At 58.5% G+C, this 13,302-nt stretch carries 6 protein-coding genes and 1 pseudogene; 1 reads left to right on the top strand and 6 read right to left on the bottom strand.

From position 1 onward, the window contains the following. Nucleotides 1–106 precede the first annotated feature (106 nt). The 4 genes from KUV45_RS18140 to KUV45_RS18125 form a co-directional block, all read right to left on the bottom strand. Nucleotides 107–1,786: an NAD-dependent malic enzyme gene (locus KUV45_RS18140; RefSeq protein WP_206940349.1), complete on the bottom strand. Its 1,680-nt coding sequence runs from the start codon at nt 1,784–1,786 to the stop codon at nt 107–109. 237 nt (nt 1,787–2,023) lie between these two features. Further along, nucleotides 2,024–3,058, bottom strand: a complete 1,035-nt coding sequence (trpS, locus tag KUV45_RS18135; RefSeq protein WP_222161558.1) for a tryptophan--tRNA ligase — start codon at nt 3,056–3,058, stop codon at nt 2,024–2,026. Between the two features lie 165 nt (nt 3,059–3,223). Beyond that, the gene (ald, locus tag KUV45_RS18130) at nt 3,224–4,339 is read right to left on the bottom strand and encodes an alanine dehydrogenase (protein ID WP_222161557.1); all 1,116 of its coding nucleotides are present in this window, start codon (nt 4,337–4,339) and stop codon (nt 3,224–3,226) included. A gap of 306 nt (nt 4,340–4,645) precedes the next feature. Then, nucleotides 4,646–5,290, bottom strand: a complete 645-nt coding sequence (locus KUV45_RS18125; RefSeq protein WP_222161556.1) for a hypothetical protein — start codon at nt 5,288–5,290, stop codon at nt 4,646–4,648. 873 nt (nt 5,291–6,163) lie between these two features. Here KUV45_RS18125 and KUV45_RS18120 point away from each other — a divergent pair. Continuing rightward, nucleotides 6,164–7,106 (top strand): annotated as a pseudogene (locus KUV45_RS18120) (IS30 family transposase); the annotation flags it as partial. Nucleotides 7,107–7,864: 758 nt separating this feature from the next. Here the strand turns inward: KUV45_RS18120 and KUV45_RS18115 are convergent. Further along, entirely contained in the window at nt 7,865–8,272 is a 408-nt protein-coding gene (locus KUV45_RS18115) for a hypothetical protein (RefSeq protein WP_206940357.1), read from the bottom strand. Between the two features lie 2 nt (nt 8,273–8,274). Further along, nucleotides 8,275–13,302, bottom strand: a 5,028-nt coding sequence (locus tag KUV45_RS18110) for a DUF637 domain-containing protein (RefSeq protein WP_222161555.1), incomplete at its 5' end; no start/stop codon positions are given.

Genomic DNA, 13,302 nt, shown 5'->3' with positions numbered 1-13,302 from the left:
GGTCTTTTTTGTCGTTGCCGCTAGCGGCAGGCTGGAAGCTGAAGCTAAAAACACAGAACCCTGCCGACCGGCAGGGTTCCTCGTGTGGTGTTGACGTGCGGGATGATTAGAAGGCGCGACGCCGATAGTCCCTGTAATTCGGACTCCAGCAGCTCTTCTCGATATCCCGACGCAACTTGGTGCCGTCACTTTTCAACGCCACCCCTTCATGCTGGGCCTGGGCCGCGACGTCGAAGGCGATGGACTTGGAGATCTCGCGGATACGCGACAGCGGCGGCAGCATGGCGCCCTCGCCTTCCTTGACGATCGGGGCTTCACGCGCCAGCGCACGGGAGGCGGCCATCAACATGGCGTCGGTGACCCTGCGGGCGCCGCTGGCCACCACTCCAAGGCCAATGCCTGGGAAAATGTAGGCATTGTTGCACTGGGCAATGGGAATGGTGCGGCCGTTGATCTCGACCGGGGCGAAAGGACTGCCGGTGGCGACCAGCGCATCACCGTTGGTCCACTCCAGCACGTCAGCGGGCACCGCTTCAGCACGGGAGGTCGGGTTCGACAGCGGCATGATCAGCGGCATCTGGCAGTTGGCATGCATCGCCTTCACCACCTGTTCGGTGAAGATGCCCTTCTGTCCGCACACACCAAGCAGCACCGTCGGTTGCACCTGCTTGACCACCTCCAGCAGGTCCTGGCCGTTCCAACCTTCGACTGACTGTGCGGGGTGTGCCAGGCGCCGCTGGAAGTCTCTCAGCCAGGTCTGATCATCGGTGACCAGGCCCTCGCGATCGACCATGTAGACGCGCTCACGGGCCTGGGACTCGGTCAGCCCTTCGGCCATCATCGCCACGACCACCATCTCGGCAATCCCGCAGCCGGCAGAACCGGCACCCACGAAGACGACCCGCTGACGAGCCATGCCTTCGCCACGCGCCTGGCATGCTGCCATCAATGTCCCCACGCAGACCGCGGCGGTGCCCTGGACATCGTCATTGAAGCAGCACATCTCGTCGCGATAACGCTCCAGCAACGGCATCGCGTTGGCCTGGGCAAAATCCTCGAACTGCAGCAGTACCTTAGGCCAACGACGCTTCACCGCCTGCATGAAGGTCTCGATGAACTCGTCGTACTCTTCCTGGCTGATGCGCGGATGACGCCAGCCCATATAGCGGGGGTCATCCAGCAGCTGCTGGTTGTTGGTCCCTACGTCCAGCATGATCGGCAGGGTATTGGCGGGGCTGATGCCGCCACAGGCGGTGTACAGCGACAGCTTGCCGATGGGAATGCCCATGCCGCCGATGCCCTGATCCCCCAGGCCCAGGATGCGCTCGCCGTCGGTGACCACGATCACCTTGACGTTATCCTTGGTGGCACTTCTGAGGATGTCATCCATGTACTCGCGATCCGGGTACGAGATGAAAAGGCCCCGGTGGTTGCGATAGATATTGGAGAATTCCTCACAGGCCTTGCCGACCGTGGGGGTGTAGATGATCGGCAGCATCTCTTCGAGATGGCCGGACACCAGGCGGAAAAACAGCGTCTCGTTATCGTCCTGAATCGCCCTCAGATAGATATGGCGGTCCAGATCATTCTGGCACTGCTGGTACTGGTGATAGGCGCGCTCGACCTGCTCGTCGATGGTCTCGACGTTCTGTGGCAACAGGCCAATCAGGTTGAACTGCAGACGTTCCTTCTGGGTGAAGGCACTACCCTTGTTGAGCAGCGGCATCTCCAACAGAGAGGGGCCAGCGTAGGGAATATAGAGGGGACGCTTAGGTTCTGTGCTCATCTCTCGTCTCGTTTGGTGACTCGGTCAAGGGACTCTTGTCAATCGCCCTTCTCAGGGGGCTCGGTCGAGTCCGAGTACTCTTGCGGTACCCTTTGTGCCCACTCTAGCACGCCAGCGAGCAGGCCCCAGGAAAAGCGGTGGTGCTAGGGGACAGTCATGCGCAGTTTGGCTCAGACCCCAGGAGGCCGACCATAAGGATGCTGCCCCCGTGGGCCGGAGTCAGCATCCCTTGCGGCGTCAGACGAAGCGGCCAAGGCCTGAGGCAATGCGCAGGCGGTCCATCAAGGGAGCCGCCTCGGCCCGGGCACGCTCAGCGCCCTTCTTCAGCACTGACTCGATGTGGCCTGGGTCTTCCATCAGGGCGTGATAACGCTCCCGAGGCTCGCGCAGCTGATCGTTGAGCAGCTCGAAAACGCGATTCTTGGCATCGCCCCAGCCGATACCGGCGACGTAATCGTCTCGCATGGCCTGGGTATCGGACTCGCTGGCAAACGCAGAGTAGATCTGAAACAGCGTACAGCTGTCGGGGTCTTTCGGCTCGCCGGGCTCGAGCGAATTGGTCTTGATCTTGCGCACCAGCTTCAGAAGCTTCTTCTCAGGCACAAACAGCGGAATGGTGTTGTTGTAGCTCTTGGACATCTTGCGTCCGTCGAGTCCACCAAGCACCTGCACGCGCTCATCCACCACCGCCTCAGGCAGCGTGAAGAAGTCTCCTTTGTACAGGTGATTGAAACGGCCAGCCATGTCACGCGCCATTTCAATGTGCTGAATCTGGTCACGCCCCACCGGCACACGATTGGCCTGGAACATCAGAATGTCCGCAGCCATCAGCACCGGATAACCGAACAGCCCCATGGTGACGCCCTTGTCCGGGTCCTGGTTGCCCGCCTCTTCATTGTCCGCCACGGCGGCCTTGTAGGCATGCGCGCGGTTCATCAAGCCCTTGGCGCAGACGCAGGACAGCATCCAGGTCAGCTCGGGGATCTCAGGAATGTCGGACTGCCGATAAAAGATGGCATTGTCGGTATCGAGCCCAAGAGCCATCCAGGTTGCTGCGATTTCCAGGCGTGATTGCTGCACCCGCTGGGGATCCTGACACTTGATCAAGGCATGCAGGTCGGCCAGGAAATAATAGGACTGGACGCTCGGATCGAGACTGGCTTCGATGGCAGGCTTGATGGCACCAACATAATTGCCCAGATGAGGCGTACCGGTCGTGGTAATACCGGTGAGAACCCGGGTCTTGTCGGAGGCTGCGGAAGTAGCGGACATGAACGACACTCTGTATCGGCAAATGCCCGCTATGGTAACGCCAAGGCCGAACGATGGCGACCTGCCCGGCCACATTGCGTCGTGCTGCCAGCAGCGACGCAGTGGACATGCTCAGGGCTCGCCAGTGGAGCGACGAGCTCTGCCTATCGGGAACAGCGCAGCCCGTCAGCTTAGAACGCTGTCGACACTGACCACAGGAAGTGAGAACGCCTCGCCCACAGCCGCATAGGTCAGCTTGCCGTCGTGCACGTTGAGCCCCGCCGCAAAATGGCGGTCTTCCGCCAGCGCGCGGCGCCATCCCTTATCCGCCAGTGCTACCACAAAGGGTTGCGTGGCATTGGTCAATGCCTGGGTCGAAGTGCGCGCGACCGCACCCGGCATATTGGCCACGCAGTAGTGCACGACGCCATCGACGATATAGGTGGGTTCCGCGTGGGTGGTCGGCCGCGAGGTCTCGAAGCATCCCCCCTGGTCAATGGCCACGTCGACCAGCACCGCACCAGGCTTCATGTCGGCCAGCATGGCCCGGGTAATCAGCTTCGGAGCTGCCGCCCCAGGCACCAGCACCGCACCAATGATCAGATCGGACTCGCGCACCGCCTCATCCAGCGCATCGGCGCAGGAGAACACCGTTTTCATGCGCCCTTGATAGCGGTCATCCAGTGTTTCCAGGCGAGGAATCGACTTGTCCAGCACAGTCACCTCGGCGCCTAGACCCAGCGCCATACGGGCCGCGTTTTCGCCGACGACACCACCACCAATCACGGTGACCCGGGCCGGAGCGACGCCTGGCACGCCTGGCAATAGCACGCCAGCTCCACCCTGCGCCTTCTCCAGACTATGGGCACCCGCCTGTACCGCCATACGTCCTGCAACAGTGCTCATCGGGGCCAGCAGCGGGAGCCCGCCTTGGGCAGCGGTAATGGTTTCATAGGCGATGCAGGTAGCTCCGCTTTCCAGCAGGCCCTTGGTCAGAGTTTCCTCGGCAGCCAGATGCAGATAGGTAAACAGGGTATGCTGGGGACCTAGCCGAGCCACCTCTTCCGGCTGTGGTTCCTTGACCTTGAGAATCAGCTCCGCCGCCTGAAACAAGGCCTCGACGTCGGCCTCGATGGAGGCACCGGCGGCGATGTAGGCATCATCGCTATAGCCAGCACCGTCACCAGCACCGGACTGGACCACCACCTGATGGCCACGCTCGCTCAATTCCCGCGCACCACTAGGCGTCAGCGCGACACGGTACTCATGGTTCTTGATTTCCTTGGGTACGGCGATCTGCATGATGGCGTTCTCCACACGTGATAACGATAGCGAGCACCTGTAGTGCTTTTCTCTTCATCTCCAGTGAAGCACAAGATTTTTTTGCGGTGGAAGCGCCCCATCAAAAACGGAAAAATCCTTAAAAAGACAGCGACCAGGCAAAACAACCCTCTTCCATCAGAGGGTTAAACAGCAAGACAGACTGGCAAGGCTGGGGGGGGAGGAGCGCAGCCCCCTCCCGAACGTCACGGCGTGGCAGCGACCTGGGAGGGGGCGAGGCACTTCAGGAGGGCGGAGAGGTTCTTCGGATTCTGCTCACACCTTCACTTAGTAAAGGGCAAGGAACGCCTTGATCGTATCTTTTAGCGCCATCTCCAGGGGCTGGCTTTCGTCAGTTGCTACTAGAGGATAGACACTCCTGATAAAATGCCTCACTCCATTCACCTCAGCATCAATATAAATAATAAATATCGATGCATCGTTGGGGTTTTCCACCTCCGAGTACACGCCCCTTAAATACTCCTCACCTGAGAAATATTCTTCAAACTCATTCTGGTCCATGACCGTGAAGCTAAAATCCGCCTCATGGTTCATCATCGATGTCGCTACGACAGCACCGATAAGCCCGAAAACACTACCGGCTGCCTGAGCTTTTAGCGCCTTTCGCATATTCGAATAGATAACAAAATGATGAACATTGATCTCAACACCGTCCTCGACAGGTGAAATAGCATCAAATGCCATATGCTGAAACAGCCTTAACGGGGACGGATCTGTCGCATCATGATTCACACGGTATATACCGTAGGCATCGCTTGTCACCAGATAACTGAAGGACTCCAACTCTGACTCTGAAGCCGGCCTAGAATCATGAATAATCACCGACTCCGATTCATGCAAATTATGCACATCCATTTTCATCGGACCGGCGGAGCACCCCACAAGCGCCAAGGCCAACATCAACCAAAGCATACATCGCATCTTCACACTCCAGAACATTGTTATTTTCAACAAAAGATAACCTAAGCGTTGATCAAGGCGGCGCTACTACCGAAAGAGCTTAGCCGCAGGTTCTAAGGTCAACACCTGCGCACAAAGACTCCGCCTGTGGCACGCACAATGTGATGCTACACCTGCCTTTTTCATGCCGATACGATGATAGAGACACAGCCATCCGCCATTAGCATTAGCAGCTGGCGTCCTATCGATCGAGCAACATCACTGCCTCCGCCATCATAGAGCTGAGGCGGTCGCGCCCTGAACACCCCCTGTCGACAGCAAGCTCAAAGTACGACAATTAACCGAGGGGTTACCAGGCAGAATTATCCTGAATCCAGCATTCGAACGAACAACGTTAGTCACTATCGAGCAATCAAAGAAAAAGCAGAACAGAGTCATTTAAACCGATATCCTAGCTCGACCTTTGGTGGGCGAAAAAAGGATAACTATCACACTATCTTGAAGTGCCTCCCTCCCGCGCTGCACAGGCTATAGTGCAGCCATCAAGAGGATGACATAAGAAACAAACCTACCGTGAAACGCTAGACTGTGAAGCGCAAGGCCGCTAATTAATGCAAACACCGTCGCTGACGGTATGGTTCGGCGCGTCGCCGGTCTAAACCAGGCAGCCCTGTCTCAGCCGCCCAGGCATTGAGGTCGTTGGTGGCGCGAAGAGCGTCGCCAAATGCTCCAGACTCCGGTAGATGCAATGAAGGACTGGCAGAAGAAGCGCCCGGAGCTATTTACCAAGAAAGCTTAGCCGCAAATTCTGAGTGCAACACCTGACCAAACCGGGAAGGTGTTGTATTTATGGCCTAATCCGGACTCTGCACTGAAGAAAGCGCCATGATCCAGGTTAGCCTCGAGCAAGGCTTGAGCATCCGGAAGATGGCGGCTCTGCTCCAGCGGTCTCCGTCGACGATTAGTCGGGAAATCCGTCGAAACGGCTCGCCCGATGGCCGATACCGTGTACCATATTCACAACAGCGTCGCCAAGATCGCAGGGCCGTCTGTCGGCCAAGGCGAAAGCTGCTTTCTGAAAGCCCCCGCTTCGCCTTGATTCAGCACATGTTGCGTCGACGCTTGTCTCCCGAGCAGATCAGCGGCAAGCTCAAGTATATGACTATCCCTAACCTCCGAGACGCCTACGTCGCCGTGAAACAATTTACAACGCTATCTATGCGTTGCCCGTTGGCGAGCTACGAAAAGAGCTGATCCACTGCTTACGGCAAGGAAAGTCCACCCGAAAGCCTCGGCGAGGGCAGGTCGATCGGCGTAATCAGATCCCTGATATGGTCAGCATTCATCTTCGTCCTCCCGAGGTGGAAAAACGTGAATTTCCTGGGCACTGGGAAGGCGACCTGATCAAAGGCAAGGGCAATGTATCCGCTGCTGGTACCCTTGTCGAACTGAAAAGCGGCTACCTGATCCTGGTGAAAATGGATGATGCGACCGCCACCTCCGCCGTGGAAAGTTTCAGCGCTGCACTGAACCTCATGCCACTGGCGGCACGGAAAAGCATGACATTTGACCAGGGGCGCGAAATGACACGGCACAGAATACTGGCGTTGCCATCTATTTCTGTGACCCACACAGTCCGTGGCAAAGAGGCGCCAACGAAAACATCAATGGGCTCATACGACAGTAGGACCTATCGATCTACAGACAGCAGGACCTGGATGACATCGCGCTGGAGCTGAACATGCGTCCACGGAAACGTTTCGACTTCAAGTGCCCCATTGAAATGATGAGTGAGCTAATGGCGAAGTACCATGAAGCTCCTCCATCAACCATTGATCGTGCTGCACTCAGAAACTGTATCCGCCAAGTCATTAATCATCCGGGACTTGACATCTACCTGCTGGCCCCAAAGTACTGCGGTTATTCTATGACTCCAGGATGATCAGTGGGCAGAGGGCGAAGTACTATGAGGTCCTCAATCGATCCATTGATCGTGTTGTACGCAAAAACTGCATCCTCCCTAATCTATTGCTCTACTATTTAAAGCTAAAGGACCTAGTTCGGTCACTGTGAAATATCTCGTTCTGATATCGCTAGCAGGCTCCAGCCCGCCAAAGAATTCGTCAACTTTAACGAAAGTCGAAATTGACAGCAATATCTCTTTAATTTCAGTCATATATATGTCTAACTCACACTACTCACATTCAAAAAACATATTCATGTCAATGCGAGCCACACTATTACAACTAACAAAAAAATCTTATAAAAACAATAGACAACGTGAGATTATCCGAGATCTCTAACTCTCGAATCACTGTAGAAATATAAATGCTTTCCTCACACCTCTCCATTTTATAAACAATTTCATCAGTGAAACCACTATAGTATTCGCATTTTTCCCCATCAAATAGCGAAACCTCAAACGGTTCACGTGATTTACTCTCCAAGTGTTGCATAAGCTTACCTAGATCTTGTATTTCGACGCCTTCTACAACAGCTTCAAAAGAGTCTTTCATATTCTATCAATCGATAAATCTCTTAATCTCCCCATCTGAGTTCAATCTTATTTCCCGACCATCATCAATCTTAGGCATCTTGAGAAGAAATAGTGCGAACTACTGGCATTTCAGTGCATAGTACCTCAACCCAGTCATTCTGAGTCAACACAGCCACATGGATAATGCTGTCTTCCAAGTAAACACCGCAACTTTGCTCTTGGAACCAGTCAAGGAAATCCGATCCTGTTACAATAACTATAGGCCCTATTGGCTCGTCACTTTCTTCCACATCCCAAGACATGGACAAGTAACTTCCTTCGTCCATACTTCTAACTGCCAAATTAGAATAACCAAAATCAACTTCAAAAATTTGTCGATGACCACTACCAAGCTCGGCCACACAAACTCTACACCCACGCTCATCCAACTGTAACGAAACAAAGTCAATCACAGAAGGAAGCTCAAGAGGGATTCTATGGTGAGTTCTTTTCTTCACGACTAATACCTAATTTTAATTCGTGTTCGATCAAGATTTTGAATCTCAAGAGTTGGCTGACTAAAATGCCCTGGAATTCTCTCTGAACTTCTCGAGCGTACTACAACCTTTCGTCCATCTGACAATGTCCCAACTCTTCCAGACCCACCGGAGGGCATAGAAATCTCTCGAACATTACTCAGACCAAGCGAGTCAAAGTCAGCATTTGCCCTGTCATACCCACCATTTTTCTGGAACTGAATGCTCTTTCCACCAGTACTTGGCAATCGAGAGCCTTGAGAGAGCAAATCATCAACAGTCTGTCTTAGTGAAACACCCGCCGCCCCCGATACCCGCGACTGCAGCAACCTTCTAATCCCCGACGCCGCAGCCTTGGCTGCAACACCACCACCCGATAGCGTCAGTACAATGTCAACATCGGTGGTGTCGACTTCAGCGCCGCCCCCCATGGCACTCCAGTAGGCCTGATCATACACCCTGGTGGTATCGGCGAAGCCAGCGCTGCCAATCGAAGCCATCTCGCCCTGGTGGTGGACAGTTGCTCCCAGACTATACGGTGAGTCGAGCCCACTTCCCCAGTAGCTGGAATCCACCGCTCCAAACAGGCTGCCATCTTGGTACTGGGCCTCGCTGGCTTGGAACATGATCACTGGCTCACCGTGAGCGATGATGACTTCTCCATCACTCCACCTGAGCGACTGCCCAGCGTACTGTTGCCTTATTTCATTGTAGGCGGCCTGTGCGACCTGAAGGTCACTCAGGAACCGTGCATACTGTGGGTTGTTTGCATTGCTGGACGTGTCCAAGCTGGCGAGCAAGTCACTGAAGGCGGTGGTTTGGCTAGCATCCAGCTGAGAGCCAGAGACCAACGCGAACATATCGTCCCAGCTCAGATCACCAATACTAGGTTCACCCCGCTCCGCTGCTAGTTCGCGAGACCGGTCTGCCAGAACCTCCCACTCCTGCGGATGCAGCAGCCGGTTATACTGCGTCGCACTGCCCGCCACTTGGGCGCCGATCTGCAGTTCGCTGTCGTCATTGCTGGCGATCTCGGCGGCGATGACGCCGATGATCTGGGAGTTCATTACCAGCAGCCGGCCTTTGTCGGCCTGGTCCAGGTCGCTGTACTCTCCAGCGAGCTTGTCGACTAACAGCTCGTTGGCACCGGCGGCGAGTGCACCGGTGGTGAAGTCACCGCCCGCGGCTTCGGCGGCAAGGCCGCCCATGACGGCGTGCAGGGCAGCCTTGTTCAGGCTGCCGTTTTCAAGGGAGGTATTGCCGATGGCGTTGAAGCCAGCGGCGGCGAAGGTGTTGGCCAGGCTCACTTGAAATGCGTCACCCAGCGCAGCGTCACCGCCAAGCGCCCGGTCCAGCAGCGCGGAGGTGGTGTTCTGCAAGAGCTGATTGGCGCCGAACTGGCCCGCCCCTTGCCAGGTGCCAAGGGGGGCCCCTGTGACCGTCCCGCTATTAGGAAGGCCGGTGGTGGTGCCGGTCTGAGTGCCGGTCCAGCCGTCGTACAGGCCGCTGGTCAGCCCGGCGGTCACGCCCGCCACGGCGTAGCCGCGCAGGGCGTCACTGGAGGTGACGTCGCCCCAGGCCTCGCCCAGGTCACCCTGATGATTGATGGTACTGACAGCGGCGTTGCTGGCCATGCCCGTCAAGGCGGCGGTGGCGGCCATATTGGCCCAGCCCGCCGCGGTGGTGGTCGTGGCTGCGGCCCAGGCAGTGCCAGCGGCGGCAGTGGCCCCCCCGGTGCCGGCAGCGGCACCGATCATGGTACTGGCCGCCCCTGCGGTGAAGTAGGCCACCACAATCGCCACCACCAGCTGCGCGGCGGCGCTCATGCCCGAGTGGTCATAGTCCCACTGGTCATGGAGAGCCTTGACCTCACGCCAGTCGACGTCGCCACGGGCTTCCATCTCGGCCAGCCAAGCTAGGCTCGGGTCGGCCTCGACCATGGCGGTGATGGTCTGGTGGATGCTCTGCTCATCGACCTGCTCGATGTCGACGTTGACGCCCTGGGCGGCGCGGATGATCCGCTCCCCCTGGGCCACCAGCTCACTCTGGCGCAGGGTCTCGACGGTCTCGCCTTCGCCCTTGGCCGACTGCCAGACGGCATTGCTCGAGCTCTTCTCATGGGTCTCGCTATGCAGGTCGCGGGCATGGGCGAAGGTGATCTCGCCGCCGCTGTCCAGCACTAGGTCGTTGCCCGCATCGAGTCGGGCGCCTTCATAGGTCTGGTCGCCGTCGCTTGCGATGATCAGATCACCGCCGCTTTCAATCTGGCTGCCCTGGGCGCGCAGGTCCTGCACTTCATCGAGACGATGCTTGTCACCGCCGAACAGGCCGCCGCTCTCGTTCTTCTCGTAGCGGGAGTAATCCTCGTCGTTGGCGGCCAGCAGGGCCACGTCGCCACCGGCATACAGATACGCCTCATCACCGGCACTGGCGGTACTTGCCACCAGGGTGAGATCGCCCCCGGCGGCCACCGTCAGGTCGCTGCCGGCCGCCAGCTCGCTGCCCTGCTGACGCACCGTGCGGGTGTCGTAGGTCTTGTTGGGCTTGCGGGTGTGGCTCTCGCTGGAGTTGGCCGCAGACGCCAGGGTGATGTCGCCGCCGGCAACCAGGCCCAGCCCCTCGCCGGCCTCGACGCGGCTGGCTAGCAGGCCGATATCGCCTCCGGCGCTAAGGCTCGCGCTGCCTCCCGCCTCAAGGGTGCTACCCACCTGGGTCACGTTATCGGTGGTGGTGATCTGGCGACGACTGACGTCGCGGCTGGCGTCGCTGTCCTCGCCAGAGACAATGGCCATGTCGCGCCCGGCGGCCAGCACCAGGTCATCACTGCTTAAGACCTGACTGGCGTCGATCGCGATATCCCGTCCGGCCTGCCAGGTAAGATCGCCCCCGGCGGTGGTGGTTGAGCCCAGGGTGGTGGCGCTGTCTTGACGATCGCGGCCGCGGGCATCCTGCCAGTGGCTGACGTCCACCACGGCCCCGGCCACGATGTCACGACCGGCGGTCACGGACAGGTCAGCACCGCTGGTCAGGCTGCCACGGTTGACCACGTCACGCCCGGCCTGGATGTCGAGTTGGTCACGGGCGCTGATGCTGCCGCCCTGGTCAAGATAGCTGCGATAATCCCGTGAGGTGCCAGCCGCCACGCTTAGGCGGTCGTTGACCACGTCGCCCTCAAGGGCTGTCAGGCTGACCCGGTCCCCGCGAATCTGTCCCCCCATGGCGTTGCGGATATCGTCGCGGGCGGTGAGGTTCAGGGCGTCACCGGCCTCGACCAGGCCGCCCTGCAACACGGACCCTGCGGCGTAGGCATTAAGGTCGTGGGTGGCGCGCAGGGTGCCGACGTTGACCAAGTCACCGCCGCTGATCAGGTCGATATCACGGCCCTGGATCACCCCGCCGCCGCGCACATCTCGGCTGTCCAGGTTGGCCAGGTACAGCACCGGCGCGAGCACCGTCTGGCCGTCGATCTGACGCTCCTCCAGCCAGACGATGTCGTGGGTCAGCGCCGCCACCTGCTCGGGGCTCAAGCCCACGCCCACAGACAGCGACAGGTGGTCCTTCGAGGCCAGGGCGTTATTCATCAGGTAGCGATACTGGGCGTAGTCATCGCCCAGCCCCTCGCTGAGATAGCGTTGGCCGGTGGTGGCCAGCACCGCCTGACGGATCAGCCGGGATTCATAGCGACCATCGCCGAGCAGCCGATAAGCCTCGTCATCGGTGTAGCCGAGCTTGTCGAGCAGGTAGTCGGAACCGCGCCACTGCTCGAGGTTGGTGAATTCCGGGTTGGTCTCGATCAGATAGCGCCCCTGGGCCTCGGGGGCGCGCACGAACAGGCCATAGTCACCTTCCGGCAGCCGGAAGGACGGCGTCTGCGCGATATCGACCCGCAGGAAGGGCGCGTCGTCGAAGACCCAGACGCCGCCTCCCGCGTCAAAGCCAGCGCCCACGCTGGCGTCCAGTGCACCGTCAAGCCCCCCGCCAGCGGTGCTGGGCGTTGCGCCGATATCCGCCAGCGACGCATCGCGGCTGGCACCACTGCGGTCCACTCGCGATGGCGCGTTCAGCCCCTGGGCACTGGCCTGGTCGGCATCACGGCCCAAGGTCATGGACAGCGTGGACACCGGCCCCAGGGTCGCCGCATCGCCAAGGCGGCCCTGCAACTGGGCCAGGGTATGTTCCTGGATATCTCCGTTGTGGAGCTGCTCGGTGGCGGTGATGGAGACACGGCCACCGGCGGAAATCACGGCGGGAGCACCACCGGGGAGAATGGTGCGGGTTTCGGCCTCGCTATTCTTTGACGCGACATGAACCGACGCCGGCAATGCTAGCGGATTGCCCTCTTCGTCGACGCCGCCCTGGGCATTCCATGCGGCCAGTGTGACGGAGAGGTCATTTTCAGCAACGCTGTATCTAGGCCTCAGCGACGGGCCTCGACTGTTAAGATCGATACCGTCGAGCGGATCCTCATCACGATAGGTCGTGGTCCGCACGATTCGCTCATTCCCGGCACCTTGATTGATCAAGGATCCGGTCGTGATCGTCACATCACCATTGGCCGCCAGCACACTGGCACGATTGGTCAGCGCATTGGTGACGATATCGAGATAGCCGCCCGCTAACAGCGTTGCGGTGGGGGAGTCGTCAACAACCTGGGTCCGGTACGTTTCCTCCAACTGGTAGGTGGAGAATTCACGAACGACGGTACTGCCGGTATATTTGTATCCCTTATCCCCGTCGCGCCCATCGCTGTAATACTCATAGTGGCGCTCGCTAACGGTATAGCTCGTCCCTGACACCTGTTGCTGCACCAGCGACGAGTCCGTCTCGATCCTGTCCTTGGTGTTAAGAATGTCCCGCGCGCGCAGGGTCATATCCCCCTCGGCCTCAATGGTGCCGGAGCGGTTTTCCAGCCGGTCCGCCTTGGCCAAGGCGCTGTTGCGTGCCAGGGTCAGGTCGCCCCGGCTATAGATGTCCCCATAGCGGTTGAACAGCTGCTGCGTATGCAGCGTCAT

It is taken from the genome of Halomonas sp. DP3Y7-2 (assembly GCF_019800795.1).
In the GTDB taxonomy this organism is placed as follows: domain Bacteria; phylum Pseudomonadota; class Gammaproteobacteria; order Pseudomonadales; family Halomonadaceae; genus Halomonas; species Halomonas litopenaei_A.
Note: the sequence above shows the minus strand (reverse complement) of the source record. Positions and strands in the feature narration are given on the sequence as shown.

Excerpts from the sequence above, each read along its gene's own strand:
- trpS (WP_222161558.1), bottom strand. The coding sequence starts at position 3,058 with ATGTCCGCTACTTCCGCAGCCTCCGACAAGACCCGGGTTCTCACCGGT.
- KUV45_RS18125 (WP_222161556.1), bottom strand. The coding sequence starts at position 5,290 with ATGCTTTGGTTGATGTTGGCCTTGGCGCTTGTGGGGTGCTCCGCCGGT.
- KUV45_RS18140 (WP_206940349.1), bottom strand. The coding sequence starts at position 1,786 with ATGAGCACAGAACCTAAGCGTCCCCTCTATATTCCCTACGCTGGCCCC.
- ald (WP_222161557.1), bottom strand. The coding sequence starts at position 4,339 with ATGCAGATCGCCGTACCCAAGGAAATCAAGAACCATGAGTACCGTGTC.